Annotated in this window: 19 protein-coding genes; all 19 read left to right on the top strand. The window is 29.2% G+C overall.

Going from position 1 to position 19,910, the window contains the following annotated elements:
• Window positions 1-2: 2 nt before the first annotated feature.
• The 19 genes from F6464_RS00470 to F6464_RS00385 all read left to right on the top strand — a co-directional run bounded on the left by F6464_RS00470 (window position 3) and on the right by F6464_RS00385 (window position 19,909).
• Entirely contained in the window at window positions 3-437 is a 435-nt protein-coding gene (locus tag F6464_RS00470) for a response regulator (RefSeq protein WP_151105787.1), read from the top strand.
• 246 nt (window positions 438-683) lie between these two features.
• Window positions 684-1,055, top strand: a complete 372-nt coding sequence (locus F6464_RS00465) for a heavy-metal-associated domain-containing protein (protein ID WP_151105786.1) — start codon at window positions 684-686, stop codon at window positions 1,053-1,055.
• Between the two features lie 158 nt (window positions 1,056-1,213).
• Window positions 1,214-3,742, top strand: a complete 2,529-nt coding sequence (locus tag F6464_RS00460) for a cation-translocating P-type ATPase (protein WP_151105785.1) — start codon at window positions 1,214-1,216, stop codon at window positions 3,740-3,742.
• 23 nt (window positions 3,743-3,765) lie between these two features.
• Window positions 3,766-4,848, top strand: a complete 1,083-nt coding sequence (locus F6464_RS00455; protein WP_151105784.1) for an AI-2E family transporter — start codon at window positions 3,766-3,768, stop codon at window positions 4,846-4,848.
• Window positions 4,849-5,176: 328 nt separating this feature from the next.
• Window positions 5,177-5,611 (top strand): Hsp20/alpha crystallin family protein, encoded by a 435-nt coding sequence (locus F6464_RS00450; RefSeq protein WP_151105783.1) that lies wholly within the window; start codon window positions 5,177-5,179, stop codon window positions 5,609-5,611.
• Window positions 5,612-5,773: 162 nt separating this feature from the next.
• Window positions 5,774-6,388: a hypothetical protein gene (locus F6464_RS00445; protein ID WP_151105782.1), complete on the top strand. Its 615-nt coding sequence runs from the start codon at window positions 5,774-5,776 to the stop codon at window positions 6,386-6,388.
• A gap of 17 nt (window positions 6,389-6,405) precedes the next feature.
• Window positions 6,406-6,711, top strand: a complete 306-nt coding sequence (locus F6464_RS00440; RefSeq protein WP_151105781.1) for a cupin domain-containing protein — start codon at window positions 6,406-6,408, stop codon at window positions 6,709-6,711.
• 58 nt (window positions 6,712-6,769) lie between these two features.
• Window positions 6,770-7,855: an efflux RND transporter periplasmic adaptor subunit gene (locus tag F6464_RS00435; protein ID WP_151105780.1), complete on the top strand. Its 1,086-nt coding sequence runs from the start codon at window positions 6,770-6,772 to the stop codon at window positions 7,853-7,855.
• Window positions 7,855-9,111: an ABC transporter permease gene (locus F6464_RS00430; RefSeq protein WP_151105779.1), complete on the top strand. Its 1,257-nt coding sequence runs from the start codon at window positions 7,855-7,857 to the stop codon at window positions 9,109-9,111. Before F6464_RS00435 ends, F6464_RS00430 begins: the two co-directional genes overlap by 1 nt.
• Window positions 9,112-9,113: 2 nt before the next feature.
• Window positions 9,114-9,791, top strand: coding sequence for an ABC transporter ATP-binding protein (locus F6464_RS00425; RefSeq protein WP_151105778.1), 678 nt, complete (start codon window positions 9,114-9,116; stop codon window positions 9,789-9,791).
• Between the two features lie 123 nt (window positions 9,792-9,914).
• Window positions 9,915-10,961: a glycoside hydrolase family 130 protein gene (locus tag F6464_RS00420; protein ID WP_317132223.1), complete on the top strand. Its 1,047-nt coding sequence runs from the start codon at window positions 9,915-9,917 to the stop codon at window positions 10,959-10,961.
• 28 nt (window positions 10,962-10,989) lie between these two features.
• Window positions 10,990-13,299, top strand: a complete 2,310-nt coding sequence (locus F6464_RS00415; protein WP_151105777.1) for a glycosyltransferase — start codon at window positions 10,990-10,992, stop codon at window positions 13,297-13,299.
• Window positions 13,300-13,328: 29 nt separating this feature from the next.
• Window positions 13,329-13,502: a hypothetical protein gene (locus F6464_RS14445; protein ID WP_191963300.1), complete on the top strand. Its 174-nt coding sequence runs from the start codon at window positions 13,329-13,331 to the stop codon at window positions 13,500-13,502.
• A 19-nt stretch (window positions 13,503-13,521) separates the two neighbouring features.
• Window positions 13,522-14,409 carry a DnaJ C-terminal domain-containing protein gene (locus tag F6464_RS00410; protein ID WP_151105776.1) on the top strand — a complete coding sequence of 296 codons (888 nt, stop codon included), beginning with the start codon at window positions 13,522-13,524 and terminating at the stop codon, window positions 14,407-14,409.
• Between the two features lie 207 nt (window positions 14,410-14,616).
• Window positions 14,617-15,273 carry a BON domain-containing protein gene (locus F6464_RS00405; RefSeq protein WP_151105775.1) on the top strand — a complete coding sequence of 219 codons (657 nt, stop codon included), beginning with the start codon at window positions 14,617-14,619 and terminating at the stop codon, window positions 15,271-15,273.
• Between the two features lie 390 nt (window positions 15,274-15,663).
• Window positions 15,664-17,304, top strand: a complete 1,641-nt coding sequence (locus F6464_RS00400; RefSeq protein ID WP_151105774.1) for a L,D-transpeptidase family protein — start codon at window positions 15,664-15,666, stop codon at window positions 17,302-17,304.
• A gap of 302 nt (window positions 17,305-17,606) precedes the next feature.
• Window positions 17,607-18,446, top strand: coding sequence for a universal stress protein (locus F6464_RS00395; protein ID WP_151105773.1), 840 nt, complete (start codon window positions 17,607-17,609; stop codon window positions 18,444-18,446).
• Window positions 18,447-18,638: 192 nt separating this feature from the next.
• Window positions 18,639-19,142 carry a TspO/MBR family protein gene (locus F6464_RS00390; protein ID WP_151105772.1) on the top strand — a complete coding sequence of 168 codons (504 nt, stop codon included), beginning with the start codon at window positions 18,639-18,641 and terminating at the stop codon, window positions 19,140-19,142.
• Window positions 19,143-19,150: 8 nt separating this feature from the next.
• A complete protein-coding gene (locus F6464_RS00385; protein ID WP_151105771.1) occupies window positions 19,151-19,909 on the top strand; it encodes an MlaE family ABC transporter permease in 759 nt (252 codons plus the stop codon).
• Window position 19,910: the final 1 nt, after the last annotated feature.

The following is a 19,910-nucleotide window of genomic DNA, read 5'->3' as shown; positions in this document are numbered from 1 at the left end:
TCGTGCAACACTCAAAAAAAATAAAATTATTCCTTGTCGATGACGATGCGCTATATCTAAAAGCATTAGAAATACAATTTCTAGACAATGCCGATTTTGAAATTGAAACCTTCGCTACTGGTGAACTTTGTATCGAGAATTTATATAAAAACCCTGATGTAATTATTCTGGATTATCATCTTGATGGCATTGATAAAACAGCAATAAATGGGCTCAAAACCTTAGATGAAATCAAAATGTATAATATTGATATTCCTGTTATCATGTTATCCTCACAAGATAAAATTGAAGTAGCTGTAAGTTGTATGCACCACAAAGCCTTTGATTATGTGGTAAAAAGTGAAACCGCATTTGTACGACTTCAAAAAATAATTACATCAATTTTTAAATATCAAAAAATGGAAAAAGCATTGAATTGGTATATAGATAGAATGTAGATTTCAAATTGGGGCGTGACCCTCAGATTGCTTCGTCATTCCTCCTTGCAACTGCAGGTCGGGCTATTCACTTCAATCTTTTTTTTGCCTAAAGGCTCAAAAAAGGATTTACGTTACTATCCCTCACGCGTTCACGAAACCGATGAATTATATAACTCAATACAATAATTATATAAAACTTTGCGCGAATAAATTATTCAATTTTGTATAAGAAATTGAATGTTTAACTCCTAAAGTAAAATAAAAATGAAAATTCTAAAACTCTTTTTTGCTATACTATTTGTATTTGCAATCACACAAAAAACATCTGCACAAATCTCAACAGACAAAGCAGAAAGAGGCATTAAAACTGAAAAAATACAAGTAAGTGGCAGTTGTGATATGGATAAACACCGAATCGAAAAAGCCTCTCGGAGTGTTAGTGGTGTAAAATCTGCTGTTTGGGATTTAGACTCAAAAATACTTACTGTAAAATATGATAGTTATAAAAAAAATACTATGGATTTGGTCCAACAAAAAGTGGCAGAAAAAGGGAATGATACTGAAAAATATAAAGCTAGCGATGAAGCATATGATAAATTGCCGGAATGCTGTCATTATAGAACTTTAAAAGAATAAATTAATTACTAAAGTAAAAATCCCTATACAAAAGATATGGGTATTTTTTTATTTAAAATAATCAATGAATTATACAATTCATTACTAAAAATATATAAAATTGTATTTAAAAATTAAAGAAAAAATTGTTGTTGCTACCTAATTTAAAAAGATTAGAAATGTCAATGAAAAACTTCGATATTAAAGGATTGAGCAATAAGCAAGTTCTCGAATCAAGAAATAAATATGGAAGCAACACTACAGAATTTAAAAAGCCTAATATTATACTCGAATCCTTAAAGAAATTTTTACAGGATCCTTTAATAATTATCCTTTTACTAGTTTCATCATCAATCTATTTTATTACAGGAGAAACTGCAGATGGAATATTTTTACTTTTTGCCATTCTATTTGTTTCTCTCATTTCATTATATCAAGACACACGAAGCCGCAATGCTTTAGAAAAACTAAAAACCTATACAAAACCCAAATGTAAAGTCATACGAAACGGAATTATTTCTGAAGTAAGAACTGAAGAAATAGTTCTTGGCGATAGTATTTTGGTAGAAGAAGGTATTGACATTTCTGCCGATGGATTGATTGTATATTCGAATGATTTTTCTGTAAACGAAGCTATTCTCACAGGTGAATCATTTCCAGTTCACAAAGACAAAACCCAAAATAACAATCAAATATTTCAAGGCACAACCGTTACCACCGGAATGGCAATTGCCACAATTTCAGCGATTGGAATTCAAACCAAATTAGGGAAAATTGGAAAAAGCATAGAGGAAATTGTAGAAGAAAAGACAGCACTCGAATTAAAACTCAACAGTTTTGTAAAAAAAATGGCTTCTATTGGACTGGTTGTTTTTCTGATTGTTTTAGCCTTAAACTATATAAAATCGTATAATATAATTGATAGTTTACTAAAAGCACTTACACTAGCTTTAAGTATATTACCTGAAGAAATACCCGTTGCATTTACCACTTTTATGGCTATAGGAGCATGGCGAATGATGAAAAAAGGAATTATCGTGAAGCAAACAAAAACTGTCGAAACTCTGGGCAGTGCCACTGTAATTTGCATTGACAAAACGGGAACTATTACTGAAAACAAGATGACTTTAGCCAAAATATTTGGGTTAAAATCTAAAAAAATAACAGCTCCTGAAGTTGATTTAAACAGCGATGAAAAAGAATTAATTGAATTAGCCATGTTAGCAAGCGAACCTATTCCTTTTGATCCAATGGAAGTAGCTTTACACACGGCTTATTCAAAAATGATAGCAAAAGGGAAACGACATCATTATAAAATGATTCACGAATACCCATTGAGTGGAAAACCCCCAATTATGACACATGTTTATCAAAACCAGCAAGGAAAGCAAATTATTGTTGCAAAGGGAGCGCCAGAAGCATTAATGCATTTATCAAATTTATCAGCAATTGAAGAGCAAGAAATAGAAAAGGCAATTACAACCATTACAACCGAGGGTTATCGTATTCTAGGAGTTGCAGAAGCCAATTTTAATGAGAGTGAATTTCCTAAAACCCAACAAGAGTTCCAATTTATTTTCAAAGGATTAGTTGCTTTTTATGATCCCCCAAAAAAGAATATTCATTTGGTGTTGCAAGATTTTTATAAAGCAGGAATTAATGTAAAAATCATCACTGGTGATTATGGTTTAACCACAACTTCCATTGCAAAACAAGTAGGTTTTAAGGGTTTTGATCAATGTATTACAGGCGATGAATTAATGAAATTGTCTGAATCAGAATTAAAAAAAACGGTAATGGAAAAGCAAATATTCACCAGAATGTTTCCTGAAGCCAAACTTAAAATTATCAACGCCTTAAAATCGAATGGTGAAATTGTGGCAATGACTGGAGATGGCGTAAATGATGGTCCGGCTTTAAAATCGGCTCACATTGGCATTGCGATGGGGAAAAAAGGAACAGAAATTGCGAAACAAACTGCATCACTTATAATAGTTAATGATGATTTATCAACAATGGTTGATGCAATTGCAATGGGTAGACGAATTTATACCAATATTAAAAAAGCCATACAATTTGTCATTTCTATTCACATTCCCATTGTACTAATTGTTTTTATTCCCTTAGCTTTAGAATGGGATTATCCTAGTATTTTTTCGCCTATTCATATTGCTTTTTTAGAATTAATAATGGATCCTACTTGCTCGATTGTTTATGAAAATGAGCCGATTGAAAAAAACACAATGAGCCAAAAACCAAAACCATACAGTAATTCTTTTTTTAATATTAAAGAATTAACAACGAGCATTTTACAGGGATTAATAATAACTATAGGTTTACTAATTATTTATCAATATGCGGTGGTCAATGGAGCAAGTGAAGACATAACCAGAACAATGGTTTTTACAGGTTTAGTTACTGCCAATATTATTTTAACCCTAGTGAATCGCTCCTTTTTTTATTCGATTTTTACAACAATAAAATACAAAAACAATCTAGTTGTGCTTATTGTCAGCGCAACCTTTATTCTTACTGGATTGATTCTTTTTATTCCATTAATTAATAGATTTTTTCAATTTGAGCAATTGACTATTTCACAATTAGGAATAAGTACCGGAATTGGATTGCTATCAGTTATTTGGTATGAATTAATAAAGTTATATAAAAGAGAAAATGCGAGACTATCGAAATTTATCGAGAATAACTAAAATTATTTTTTTAATTACAAAAAATGAAAGAGATTCTTAAAATAGAAAATCAAGTGAACCCAAAAAGGAAATTATCTTTACTAGAAATACTCCAATACATTGTATTTCTAACGGTAATACTTTATTTTGGGAGGACTCTTTTCATTCCGCTAAGCTTTTCATTGTTCATCAGTTTTATACTTTATCCTGAATGCAAATGGTTAGAAAAAAAAGGAATTAGGAAAACAGGAGCTATTGCAATTTCGTTATTTGGATTATCAATTTTAATATTTTTAGTTTCATACTTATTATTTTTGCAAATAGCCTCTTTTTCAAATGAATGGCATTCACTAAGTACAAAAATAGTAGAATCGGTAAAACAATTGGGAAATTATGTCGAAGAACAATTTGGCATGAATTCTGAAAAACAATTAACATTCATTAAAAATTTTACTAACAATTTTGAAATTTTTCCATTACTTAAGAATGCAACTTACTCCTTATCGGAAACAGCCTTCAATTTGATACTTATTCCTATTCTCTCAGCTTTATTATTATACTATCGCCATTTATTATCGGCCGTACTTTATCAACTATTTCCAAGGTATAAAAAGGAGGCCATTCATGAAATTCTTATCGAAACAATTCACGAATATTACAATTTTATCAAAGGAATGGGATTGGTTTATTTAATTGTTGGAACTTTAAATGCTATTGGTTTAGCTATTATTGGAGTACCACATCCAATCTTGTTTGGGTTTATTGCTTCCATATTAACATTTATTCCTTATTTTGGTATTATCATTTCTTCACTTTTACCAATTGCTGTTTCTTGGATAACATTTAATTCAATTTGGTATCCTATTGGGGTTATTGTGGTATTCACGATAGTACAATTATTAGAAGCCTATATTATTTTTCCTTTTGCTGTAGGTAATCGATTAAAAATAAACACACTAGTAATTATCGTAATTATTATTATGGGTGGAATTTTATGGGGAGCAGCAGGAATGATTGTATTTATTCCATTCATTAGTATTGTAAAACTAATTGCTGATAGAACTGAAAGTTTAAAAATTTTATCCTTATTACTCAGTAATGGGAATGATTCTAAAAACATTAACTAATATAATTAATATGTAATTTGATTACTATTATTTTAGTCCTATACCCTATAAAAGCAGTTTTTTAATTCGTAAAAAAATCATAACTAAATCTAAATTCTGACAATTCTTAGTATTGTTTGTAGTTTGTATAATAAAGGGGAATTAATAAAATTTTCAATATACTTTGGGATTTCCCAACAGTAAAAAACTGTTTAAACAATGAATCGATTGGTAAAAAATATGTAAATTTTGTAATTCTTTTCAAAAATTTTATAAATCGAAATACTTGAAATAAAATGAACTTTACTATTGAAAATCAATTTAAGTTTAACAATTAAATTTTAAAATTATGACACTCATTAAATCAAACGGAAATTTAATCCCATTTGGAATGGACAATTTTTTTGATGATGATTTTTTTGATAACAAATGGTTAGAAAAAAAATTAAAACACACACTTCCAGCAGTAAACATTAAGGAGAACAAAAACGAATTTAATATAGAATTTGCTGCTCCGGGTTTTACAAAAAAAGATTTTAATATAGATTTGGATGATAATGTTCTCACAATTAGTGCTGAAAAAGAGAAAGAAAAAAACGAAGAGAACGAGAATTTTACAAGAAAAGAATTCTCTTATAATTCATTTTCTAGATCATTTACACTTCCAAAAACTGTAAATGGAGATAAAATTGATGCCAAATACACAGACGGAATTCTTAAACTAAGCATTCCTAAAATGGAAGTGACTAAATTACTTCCAAAAAAGCAAATAAAAGTTGCATAGGCCTCTTTTTTTTTAAGCCCATTCCTAACAGATTGGGCTTTTTTTATAGGATTTACCAAACAAAAAATCAGTAAATTTTATAACTTTTACAAGAATTTATATAAAACAAAAAAGCAACTCTATATGGTACTTTGTTAGTATAAATTGTAAAAGAAAATTAGAATGAAAAACTCATTGATTTGCACTTCTTTGCTATTCTCAATGCTTCTTACTTCTTGTTCTTCAACAAAAATTATATCAAGTTGGAGAATGCCTGAATCTCATATACACACAAACGAGTTAAGTAAAGTGCTCATCATTGCTCTTTTAGATAATGAAAAAAATCGTTTCAAAGCAGAACATCAAATAGTTAAATATCTCAAAAGTAAAGGTGTAGTATCACATGATTATCTTACTGATGATTTTAACAATAAATATAAAGAGCAAATTACAAAGAAAATAAAAACTGATGGTTTTGACGGTATTGTATTAATGCATTTGATTGATATTGATAAAGAGAAAGTCTTTGCCCCATCTCAAAGACAGTATATAGAAGACGATTATGAGGGATTTGGAAATTATTATTTGAAAAACAATTATAACTACAAAGATTCTGAATATTATATAAATACCAAAACATACGTACTTAAAACAGATATCTATTCTCTAAAAGCCGAAAAAATTATTTGGACAGGAATTACCGAAACTTTTGAACCTCCTGGCATCAAAAAAATGACAAACGAAATTTCAAAAGTAATATACAAACAAATGGTTCAAGAAGGGTTTATTAAAAATTAAATCAAAAATTTTATTATATGATAATTAAAGAGGCATTAGCAGAATTAGCAGTCACAACTTCCCCAGTGGCAAAAATAATGCATACTGGAATTGCCTTTAATGTGATTGTATTGGCTTTCAAAAAAGATATGGTTTTAAATGAACATATAACCATCGTCCCAACAAAATTGATAGTTATAGATGGAAAAATAAAGTTTACGAGTACTGATATGCAAAAAACTATCGATAAATATGAAGAACTCGAAATTCCTTTGGAAGAAATCTATTCCCTAGAAGCTCTAAAGGATTCTCTTTGTTTATTAATTCAAGGATATAGAAATTAATAATGGTTGTAACCTTGGGAGAATATAACTTATAACTTGTATTTAATTCCAATTTAGAATGAAAAATGAAATCTTCGCAATAGTTTCTCTTCTTCTTTTTTTTTCTTGCACTAACAAAGAAGATGGAATTAAGCCTACTATTGGCGAAGTGACTGAAAGTGTTTATGCTTCAGGTGTAATTAAATCCGAAAACCAATACACTGTTTTTTCGACAACGAATGGGATTCTAAAGAAAATAAATGTAAGTGTAGGACAGTCCATTTCTAAAGGACAATCATTGTTTGAAATTGAAAGTGAAAAAGCCCAATTAAACACCCAAAATGCACTCTTAACGTATCAATTAAGCCAAAATAGCAATCATTACATTCAAGACAAAATTGCCGAAATGGAAATGAAAGTCCAATCTGCTAATGATAAACTCGCATTAGATAAGTCAATCTTCGATAGGAACAGCAGAATAAAAGAGTATAAAGTAATCTCAGAAGTAGATTTTGAAAAAGTAGAATTGGCCTATAAAAATTCAAAACTCAACTATGAATCAGCTAAAAAACAATTGTCGCAACTGAAAGCTCAATTGCAAAGCGATCAAAATAAGAATAACATCAACTTGAAAATAAATCAGAAGTCTCAAAGTGATTTCAACATTAGAAGTGCTTTTTCAGGACTATTATTTGATGTTTTAGTCAAAGAAGGAACGTTGATTTCTCCACAAATTCCTCTGGCAATTATTGGTCAAAAAGATGCCTTTTTATTAGAATTAGAAGTTGATGAAAACGATATGGCTCGGGTTAACCTAAACCAACCCATCTTAGTTACTATGGACAGTTATAAAAATCAAGTTTTTGAAGCTAAAGTCGATAAAATTTATCCCATTATGAATGAGCGTTCCAGAACTTTTAAAATTGAAGCCCATTTTATAAATGCTCCTAAAAAATTATATCCTAACCTTTCTGTAGAGTCTAATATTATTATTCAAACTAAAAAAAATACAATTACAATTCCAAAAGAATATTTATTGAAAGATGATTTTGTTTTAATCAATAAAACCGAAAAACGCAAAGTAAAAGTAGGTTTAAGTGATTATCAAAAAGCAGAAATCTTGGATGGTTTAAATGCCGATGAAATGATATACAAACCACAATGATGAACTACACACTCATTTTAAATATTGCAACTCATTTGCTTTTAGCACGACTTAAACAAACTATTGTCGCCGCTGTTGGTGTCACTTTTAGTATTGCTATGTTTATTACTTTGGTGAGTTTTATGAATGGGTTAAACGACTTGCTAGATGGGTTGATGCTCAATAGAACACCTCATATAAGATTATACAACGAAATAAAACCGTCAGAAAATCAACCTATTTCATTATCAAAAGAATATAAAAATAATACTAACTTTATTAATTCTATAAAACCTAAAGATCGCGGAAAATCTATTTATAACAGCAAAGCCATTATCAGTTATTTAAAAAAAGATCCTCGAATTATTGATGTGGCACCAAAAATTACTACTCCTGTTTTTTTTAATTCTGGAACCATCGAGATTTCTGGAACAATCAATGGAATTGAAGTCTTATCTGAAGAAAAATTATTTAAAATTAGTGATTATATTATCGATGGTAACGTTGTCGATTTACTTCAAAATAACAGTATAATTATCGGAAAAGGTCTTGCTGATAAAATGCTATTAACGAAAGGCGATGTCATCAAAATCACTTCTACCCGAGGCAATTTATCTTCTTTAAAAATTGTTGGAATTTCACAAATTGGGATTGCCGATATTGATGATTCTATGAGTTATACATCATTGGATACAGCACAAAAAGTATTAGGTGAACCAACCAATTATATCACTGATATTCAAATTAAATTGTTTGATATGAGCTTAGCTGCAGCATTAGCAAAAGAGTTTGAACAGAAATTCAATTTGGATACAATCGATTTTAACACCGCCAATTCACAGTTTGAAACTGGAAGCAAAGTGAGAACAATTATTTCTTATACCGTTGGAATTGTTTTACTAATTGTAGCTGGTTTTGGCATTTATAATATTTTAAATATGATGATTTACGAAAAAATGGACAGCATCGCAATTCTAAAAGCAACAGGTTTTTCAGGCAGTGATGTCAAGTGGATTTTTGTATCACTTTCTCTAATTATAGGAATTGTTGGAGGTCTTATTGGTTTGTTTTTTGGGTATATTTTTTCTTCAATAATTGATGTCGTACCTTTTGAAACCGCTTCGTTACCCACTGTAAAAACCTATCCGATACATTATAGCGGTATTTTTTATTTAATAGGAATTGTTTTTGCTCTTTTTACCACCACTATTGCAGGACTTTTTCCAGCACTCAAAGCCAGTAAAGTAGATCCAGTAGAAATTATTAGAGGAAAGTAGCAATGGAAAATAAAGTTATCGAAACCAAAGGCTTAACTAAATATTTTTATGATCCCATCAAATTTCAGGTTCTCAAAGAAATTAATATTGGTATCAATCATGGCGAATTTGTTTCTATTGTAGGCAAATCGGGTTGCGGAAAATCAACATTATTGTATTTACTTTCTACAATGGATACTGATTATGAAGGACAACTACTCATCAAAAACGAACTCATTACTGGTAAGAAAGATAATGAATTGGCTCAAATTAGAAATGAAAAAATCGGTTTTGTATTTCAATTTCACTATTTACTTTCAGAATATAATGTGTTAAAAAATGTCATGCTTCCAGGATTGAAACTGGGTAAATATTCTGAAACAGAAATTAAAAATCGAGCTATGGAACACCTAAAAACACTCGATATGGAAGATCAAGCACTCAAAATGCCCAATCAATTGAGTGGTGGACAAAAACAGAGAGTTGCCATTGCTCGTGCTTTAATTAACGATCCATTAATTATTATGGGTGATGAACCTACCGGGAATTTAGACAAAAAAAATAGTGATTTAGTATTCGATATTTTAAAAAAGCTGACTTTAGAAAAAAAACAAACTATACTCATTGTAACTCATGACAATGATTTTGCTCAAAAAACCAATAGGATTATTACGATGGAAGACGGACGAATTCTTTTATAAATTAAAAAAATAAAATAAAATATAGTAATTATATAACTTATTCAAAAAGTTGTATAACAATTTCTTAATATTATAAATAGAACTTTATATTCCTAGTATAGAATTTATAACTAAAAATATAAAATGATGTTACAGTTAAAAAAAGAAGGTATTATATTAGAAAAAAGAGCATTTGGTTTTGAAAAAGAAGGCGTTTTAAATCCAGCTGTAATAGTTGACGGTGAAGATATTCATCTTTTTTATAGAGCTGTAGGCAAAGACAATTATTCGACAATAGGATATTGTAAATTAAACATGCTTCAAGAAGTAAAAAGTCGCTTAGATGTGCCCTTACTTTTTCCTCAATATGATTATGAAAAACAAGGTGTAGAAGATCCAAGAATTGTAAAAATTGACGATACATACTATCTAACCTATACCGCAAATGATGGATTAAACGCAATGGGAGCCCTAGCAACTTCAAAAGATTTAATTACCTGGGAGAAGTGGGGGCTAATTGTACCTCAGTATTCATATGAAGAATTTCAGCATTTGGCAGAAACAAAAGGAGAGCTCAATGAAAAATATTTTCGTTTTAATGGTAAATATATTCTTCCGCAAAAACTAGGCAGAAAAGCATTATTATGGGATAAAAATATAATTCTTTTTCCAAGAAAAATTAATGGGAAATTCTATTTTTTGCATAGAATAAAACCAGACATCCAAATTGTATCAATCTATAATTTAAGTGAATTGACTCATACATTTTGGGATAATTTTTTCCTTCAGTTTAATGATTCCATAGTAATTTCTCCAAAATACGACCATGAAGTAAGTTACTTGGGTGGTGGCTGCCCTCCAATTGAAACACAATTGGGCTGGCTCATTATTTATCATGGTGTTCATGATACAGTAGATGGTTATGTGTATTGTGCTTGTGCTGCATTATTAGACTTAGATGATCCCAAAAAAGAAATAGCTCGCCTACCCTATCCCCTATTTCAACCCGAATATGAATGGGAATTGCACGGAATAGTAAATAATGTTTGCTTCCCAACAGGAGCAATTGTAAATAATGATACACTTTATATTTATTATGGCGCTGCCGATGAGCATATTGCATGTGCATCTGTCAGTTTATCCGAATTATTAAGAGAATTAATACTTAATACTATAAAAGATGAAAAATAATGCTAATCATAATTCGGTTAAAAAGTTAATGAAAAATACTTTTCGGAATAGAAAATCAATATCTATATATCAAAATAAATTACCCGAAGTTTTAGTTATATCAACTTTTCCACCAAGAGAATGTGGTATAGCAACTTATACGCAAGATTTAGTAAAATCATTAAAGAACAAATTTAAAGAATCGTTTAAAATAAAAGTTTGTGCATTAGATTCAGAAAAGCAAAGGCACCATTATATTGATACTATTGATTATTTTTTAGATATAAACGCTCCAGATTCATTTTTAAAATTAGCAAATGAAATTAATGAAAATGAAAATATTCATCTTGTTTTAATCCAGCACGAATTTGGATTGTTCAAAAATAAAGAGCAGGATTTATTACAGTTTTTAAACAAACTCAACAAATCGGTTTTAGTGGCTTTTCATACTATTTTGCCTGAGCCTAATAAATTAATGCAACAAAATGTGCAACAAATTGCAAAATCAGCCGATGGCATTATTGTAATGACCCATTCGTCTTCGAACATTCTCATTGATGATTATCAAATTTCTAAAGATAAAATTTCTGTAATTCCACATGGTACACACTTGGTTGAATTTAAAGATAAAGAAACTTTGAAAAAAAAGTATAATGTAGAAGGGAAAAAAGTGCTTTCAACTTTCGGATTATTAAATGCCGGAAAATGTATTGAAACTACTTTAGATGCATTGCCTTCAATAGTAAAAGAAAATCCCGAAGTGATTTTTCTAATCATCGGAAAAACGCATCCATCGGTTATAAAACACGATGGCGAAAAATATAGAGAGATGCTTGAAGCAAAAATTAAAACTTTGCATTTGCAAAATAACGTTCGGTTTGTAAATGAATATTTGCCTCTTGATATTTTGTTAGAATACTTGCAACTTACAGATATTTATTTGTTTACTTCCAAAGATCCTAATCAAGCAGTAAGTGGTACATTTTCATATGCCATCAGTTGTGGATGCCCAGTAATATCGACTCCAATTCCTCATGCTTGCGAAGTGTTAAAAGATGGAACAGGGAGTATAGTAGATTTTGAAAATCCAAAACAATTAGCTCAAAAAATTATTGATTTATTAAATAATCAACAATTAATGAAAGATATCAGTTCCAATGGATTGCATAAAATGGCTCCAACCGCTTGGGAAAACTCATCTATTGCGCATGCAAAATTATTTGAAAATATTGCTGATTATGCCATTTCATTACACTATAAAATTCCTGAAATAAATCTCAATCATATCAAAAGATTAACAACTTCTTTCGGAATCATTCAATTTTCTATCATTAACCAGCCCGATATAAATTCAGGATATACTCTCGACGATAATGCCCGTGCTCTGGTGGCGTTTTGCCAGCATTATGAATTAACTAATAATAATGATGATTTAGTATACATCAATAGATATCTAAATTTTATAAAATATTGTTTACAGCCTGATGGCTATTTTTTGAATTATGTCAATGAAAACAAAGAATTTACAGCGCAAAATTACCAAACAAATTTAGAAGATTCTAACGGTAGAGCAATTTGGGCTTTAGGTTTTTTGATTTCTTTAGGTGATATATTGCCTAATGAATTGTCATTAAATGCAGAAAAAATATTAAAAAAAGTATTGAAAAATGTCAACAAAATGCATTCCACAAGAGCAATGGCATTTATAATTAAAGGTCTTTATTATTACAATTTAAAAAATAATTCTTTAGAAAATATTTTTCAAATAAAGCATTTGGCCGATAAAATGTTGCAAATGTATAAACACGAGACAGATACTAATTGGTATTGGTTCGAGAGTTATTTAACCTATGCAAACAGTATTTTATCTGAGGCAATGTTAAATGCTTGGCAAGTTACTGGTAATATTGGGTATAAAATTATTGCACAAGTCTCGTTTGATTTTTTATTATCAAAAATATTTATAAATAATACTATTAAAGTAATTTCTAATAAAGGATGGTTGCATAATGGCGAGGAAATAAGTGATGAAAAAAAAGGAGGAGAACAGCCTATAGATGTTGCTTATACTATATTAACGTTAAGTAAATTTTATGATGTCTTTAAAGACGAAGATTATTTAATTAAAATGAAAACTGCTTTCAGTTGGTTTTTAGGGAATAATCATTTAAACCAAATTGTATACAATCCATGCACAGGAGGCTGTTATGATGGTTTAGAAGATACTTATATCAATCTGAATCAAGGAGCAGAATCGACGGTGAGTTATTTAATGGCCAGATTAACAATTGAAAAATATTCAGAGAAAAAACAACAATGCAAGAATAAATTAATAGTCAAACAGTTTCAAGAAAAATAAAACTAGTATAAATTTTAAAACGTACTACAATGACAATAGCAAAAAGAAAAAAAAATGTTCCTTTAAAAAAAAGTCAGAAAAAAGTTAAAAAACACAGCCTCAATAAGTCCAATTTTACTAAACGTACTTTCAATACGAGAGAAATTGAATTGGAAGATGAAAGCATTATCAATCCATTACTTATTAATAATATTTTGGAGTAGAATCTAATTGATAAAAAACATGGATTATACTGATTATTATAAAATATTAGAAATTGATAAAAAAGCCACCGCTGACGAGATTAAGAAGGCTTATCGCACATTGGCTAAAAAATACCATCCTGACAAGAATTTAGGAGATAAAAAAGCAGAAGAACGATTTAAACTAGTCAATGAGGCCAATGAAGTTTTGGGCGACCCCGAAAAAAGAAAGCAATACGATGAGTTAGGAGAAAATTGGCAACAAAATCAACAAGCTTATAACCAACAACGAGATTCTGGTCGACACTATTATCAAAGTAATTTTAATCAAGGATTTGGAAGAAATCAAGAAGATTTTTCCGATTTTTTCACTCAGTTTTTTGGAGGCAGAGGCCAAAGAGCAAGACAACAACAACCAAGGCGAGGTAGCGATTATGAAACCGAAATGGAAATTTCATTGGAAGAGGCTTATACCGGAACTAGCAGGATTATTCAATTAGAGGATGAAAAACTTCGAGTAACCACAAAACCCGGTGCCTACACCGACCAACAATTGAGAATAAAAAGCAAAGGTGCTAAAGGCAGTAATGAGGCTAATCGTGGCGATTTATTTGTACGAATTAGAATAAAAGAAAATCCAAAATTTATCCGAAAAGGAAACGATTTATATCAAACGGTACCTATTACCGTATATGATGCGGTTTTAGGCAGCGATATTATTGTCGAAACTTTATCTGGTAAATTAAAGATAAAAATCACTCCAGGAACTCAAAATGGCAAAACCATTCGGCTTAAAGGAAAAGGAATGCCAATTTATGAAAAACCAACTTTTTTTGGTGATTTGTATCTTTTGATTCAAGTGCAAATTCCAGAAAATATAAACGAAAAGCAAAAAAAGCTATTTGAAGAATTGAAGGCAATATCTTAATTTTTTACTGTTATTAAGACTAATCGAAATATTTCATTTTATTTTAAAAAATCCAAACCTAATACTAAATAAAGAGCACAACAACTTCCTTTAATATATCAATCTGTAAATATTAAAAGTTTTCTTAAAATATTTATAACGTATTTATAATCAAAATAAATCAATTTTGGTTTAGGAAAATAAATTCACTTTTGAACACTTGAAATTATGAAAACAAATGAAAAATTACAAAATGAAATACAAGATGCGATAAAATGGGAAACCTCATTAGATGCGTTTGAAATTAGCGTGGTTGTAAATGACGGTGTAGTAACATTAACAGGAACTGTTGATAGTAGTTCAAAAATAGTTGAAGCAGAAAATGCAGCTAAAAAAGTTTCTGGCGTAAAAGTTATTATTGAAAAAATGGAAGTTGATTGTAGACATGTCTGTAAAAAGGATAATGAAATTGCTGATGAGGTTATAAAAGCCTTAAAATTAAATATGACTGTTCTTCAAAAAAAAATAGTCATAAAAGTTCATCGAGGGTGGATTTATCTCAATGGTACTCTAGATTGGAATTATCAGAGAGAATTCGCAAATAAGGTGGTGTCTGATATTAGTGGTGTAAAAGGAATCATAAATAATATTAAGATTAAATCAGAACTTAAAGACCCAATTGAGAAACAAACTATAGAAAATATATTAGATCAAAATTGGACAATCAATTACAATACTATTCATGTAGATGTTTTGGGTTGCAAAGTAACACTTATTGGGACTGTTGATTACCGCTATGAAAAAGATGAAGCCGAAAGAGTAGCTTGGAATATACCTGGAATTTGCGATGTTGATAATGAACTGACAATAAAATATTTTGCATAAAAAACAAGAAAGAATAAAAGTTGATATATAATTTCTAATAATGATTTAAAAATAAGAAAATGATAACCGAAAAAAAAGTTGTCGAAAACTTAAAGCGTAACTGTGTACAGCAACAATTCAGAAAGAATTATTTAAAGTAAAAGGAGTAATAATTGTAGAAATCGAACCCGATAATAATATAATTGAAGTAACTTATGAAAATGCAAATCGGGATAAGATAACACAAAAATTAGAGACACTTGGCTATCCTGAAGCAGCAAAAGAGAATATTTATATTACTCAAAATAAAAGTTATGGAGGCTGAATGTTAGTGATAATTAACAATCATAATTTAAGATTAGCTATTAAAATTAAGCTGATAAACTATACGTTTCTTAATTTATTTTAACTGTGAAAACATTAGTAAAAATAATTTTAATTACAATAATTCTAATAGTAGGATGCTATAATTCTAAAGGCAAAAAGGAGGATTTTTTTGATGATACAGGAATCTATACTACTCAATATTTTACTGACTTAATATTAAAAGAATCCGATATTATAGCTTTTTTTAAGTCCTATTCTGAGGATAAGACCATAGTAAATGAAGTAAATCTCTACTATAAAAATCGGAACTATCAATATGCTTGGTTTAATAAAAAAGGAATGACATTAGCGGTACTAACCTTTCAAAATCAATTACAAAACTATATTATCGATTTTCAAGATAATAGCATAATAAACAAAGAATTAGATTCTTTAATTGTCTTAATAAAAAATGACAAGAGTATTTCAAATTTAAATGAAAACCGAGTAAAAAAATTAGAATTAATACTTACTACTACTTTTTTTAAATATTCTAAAAAAGTATATAGTGGTATCATAAACAATCCTTATAACCTAAATTGGTTTATCCCTAGAAATAAGAAAAACTATCAAATTCTTTTAGATTCATTGGTAATGTCTAATAATGAAAAAAAAGCTTGGGAACCGCCAAATCAGTATTATAAAAAACTAAAAGAAAAACTGAAACAATATCGAATAATTGAAAAAAGAGGCGGTTTTCCAAAAATAGCTACGACAAAAAAATTACTACTGTTTTCCGAAAGTGATTCTTGTTTATTGAAAATAAAAGAATATTTATTTTTATCTGGCGATTTAAAAAGCAACGATAATTCAATTGTATTTACAGATTCATTAGTAAAAGCTGTTTCACAATTTCAACATAGAATGGGTCTGCCAGAAGATGGCAAAATTGGAGTTTCAACCATTGCCGAATTAAACAAACCGATAGAATTTCGCATTAAGCAAATCATGATCAACATGGAGCGTTTGCGATGGTTTCCTGACGAAATTGAAAGCAATTTTTTAATCATAAATATACCTGAATTCAAATTGCATGTTTTTGAAAAGTACATTGAAATATGGAATACTAAAGTTGTGGTTGGAAAAGAAGCTACAAAAACCAGCATTTTTAAAGGAAACATTTCGCAAATTATTCTAAATCCTTATTGGAATGTCCCCAATAGTATTATTAGAAACGAAATGTTACCCATTTTAAAACGAAATTCTTCCTATTTATCAAAAAATAATATGGAAGTACTTTTAGGAAATAAAATCATTAATTCATATTCAATAAATTGGAAATATTATAAAAAAAGCATTCCTTTTTCTATTCGACAAAAACCTGGTGTTGGCAATGCTTTGGGGAAAATAAAATTTGTTTTTCCTAATAATTTTAGTATTTATTTACACGATACACCATCAAAAAATCTTTTTAACGAAAACAAACGCGCCTTTAGTCACGGTTGTATCCGAGTGCAGGAACCAAGAAAACTAGCACTTTATTTACTTCGCAATACTGAAAATTGGAATGAGGAAAAAGTAGACACTATTCTTAAAACCAATTCATTGGTTACTATTCCAATTAAACCAACTGTTGCCGTTTACATTGTTTATTTTACCGCTTGGGTTGATGATTCAGGTGAACTCAATTTTAGAAATGATGTATACAATTTAGACAAGCAGTTGGAAAAGGAAATATTTGATTAAAAGAATTTTATTTAACTAATCATTTCGCTAAATAATGTATTTATATTTTTCGAGTTTGAATATAGCTTAACTCATTATTTATAATGACAGCAAATACAATTGAAATATTTTCATTAGTTGAAGAAAATGGAAATAAGATGGAGATAACCTAAGCCATTTCGGATTTTATAGGTGTTTGATGATTTTAATCACATATTTAGATATAAAAAGATAGGAATTATATAACAAATTTTGAAAGTTTTATAACACTTTTTATTTCATGGTAAACGAACTTTATATTGTGAGTTGTAAAAATATTTATCATGATGAAGATTTTAATAACGACTGATTTTTCTCCAAACTCTAGAAAAGCTATTCATTTTGCTATGCAGTTGGCAACACAAACTTCATGTGAACTTATTTTTTATAATGTAGTCGAAATCTTCAGGCCCACTATTTGGGATCATGTTTATTATGGTCAATATGAAGTCAATGAATTGCAACGGAGTCAAAAAGCATTAGAGCAATTTATTCATGCTATCTATCAAAAAAGCACTATTCAAAAAACAGCATATAAATGCATTTGTAAAGTTGGAATCAGTGCCAGCAATCAAATCATTGATTATGCAAAAGAAATCAAGGCAGATTATATTTGCATAAGCACAATAGGGTCTGGAAAACTGATACAATTGTTTGGAACTACCGCATCACAATTGGTCTCATTTTGCCCAATTCCTGTCTTTATTATACCTAAAAATTATAAAAGCAGCATCATTACAAATATTTGCTTTGCTTCTGATTTAATTAATCTCGAGGAAGAACTCAGTAGGGTTCTGCAATTTACTGAACAAGTAAAAGCAAAATTAAGTATCATACACTTTGATTATTCAGTTCGATTAGGAGCTAATAAAAACAAGTTCAATAAACTCATAACAAAATATGAATCTGACAATATTAAATTTGATTTTAAAGAATTAAATGCACTTTATCCTTTAAACAAATACATTCAAAAATACATTCTAAAAACAAAACCTTCATTATTGATTTCATTTACAAAACAAAATCGCAATTGGTTTGATAAGCTATTTTTATCTAGTAAAACTGCTGATATGGTTTTTGACACTAAAACACCAATTTTGGTTTTTAGAAAAAAATTAAAATAATTTCATAGTGAACTATTTATTTGCATTTTTAATAATTTTTAAAACTAAAACATAAAGACATCTAGGCATCAAATAAAAGCATTAACTGCAACTTTAAGGAATTACTTACAGCAAAAATGAACAATTAGAGAATTAAAGAAAAATATCAGATAGATTTATAAGAAATGAAACTACAACAATTAAAAGTACATAATGTCAAATCTAGAAAATATACAAGCAACGGTAAAACTGGTAATTTCAATTTTATTTTGCCAAATAGTAGGAATTGCTTCTATACTATTTTCAGAAATTGAAAACAATTATTGGTACGAATCTTATATTGTAAAAACATGGAACATTTCAATTTATTCATTTGGAGCCATTTGGGTTTTATTGTATTTTTTAGTCGGTATTTCGATGTGGTATGTTTGGACAAGTAAAATCAATTATAAAATAAAAACTCAAGCTATTCAATTGTTCATAATTCAATTATTTTTGAATTTTTTATGGTTTCTATTATTTTTTAAATTTCATTTTATAGTATTTGCATTTTTAGATATTTCGACTTTAATTGTCATTATTTTAATGTTAACTATGCAAACATTCAAGATATCTAAAACTGCTTTTTACTTACTCATTCCTTATTTAGTATGGGTTTTTTATGAAGTAATATTGAATATCAAAATTTTACTTGTGTTTAACTCTTATAAAGACTAGTTGATATCATGGAAACTTTTCTGAAAAATATAAGTTATGAAATAGGAGACTTATCACTATTTGGATTAAGATTTTTTGAAGAAATTTTTCGTCCTTCATTTGAATTTAAAGAATTTATACGACAATGTTATGTCATTGGTTATAAATCACTTCCTTTAGTTAGCATCACTAGTTTCATAATGGGATTGGTACTAACCATTCAATCAAGACCTGCCATGTCAAAATTTGGTGCAGAATCTTGGATTCCTGGAATGGTTTCACTCTCGTTGATAAGAGAAATTGCCCCAGTCATTACAGCATTAATTTGCGCTGGAAAAATCGCCTCTGGTATTGGTGCCGAATTGGGTTCTATGAAAGTAACAGAACAAATTGACGCTATGGAAGTATCAGCCATAAACCCTTATCGGTATTTAGTAGTTACTCGAATTCTTGCTGCTACATTAATGGTGCCAATTCTAGTAATTTATGCCGATTTAATTGGACTATTAGGCGGTTATATTGGTGTGAATATGCATGGCGACGTAAACTTAGTTCTCTATTTTTCTGAAGTATTTGAGTCGATAAAATTTTTAGATATTATTCCAGCAACAATAAAAACATTTTTCTTCGGCTTTTTTATAGGATTAATAGGTTGTTACAAAGGTTTTAATGCTTCAAGCGGGACAGAAAGTGTTGGTAAAGCGGCAAATTCAGCAGTGGTTTCAGCTTCACTTTCTATTTTTATAATTGATATGATTGCAGTACAACTAACCGATCTTTTATTCTAAA

Source organism: Flavobacterium luteum, from assembly GCF_008806775.1.
Lineage (GTDB): Bacteria > Bacteroidota > Bacteroidia > Flavobacteriales > Flavobacteriaceae > Flavobacterium > Flavobacterium luteum.
Note: the sequence above shows the minus strand (reverse complement) of the source record. Positions and strands in the feature narration are given on the sequence as shown.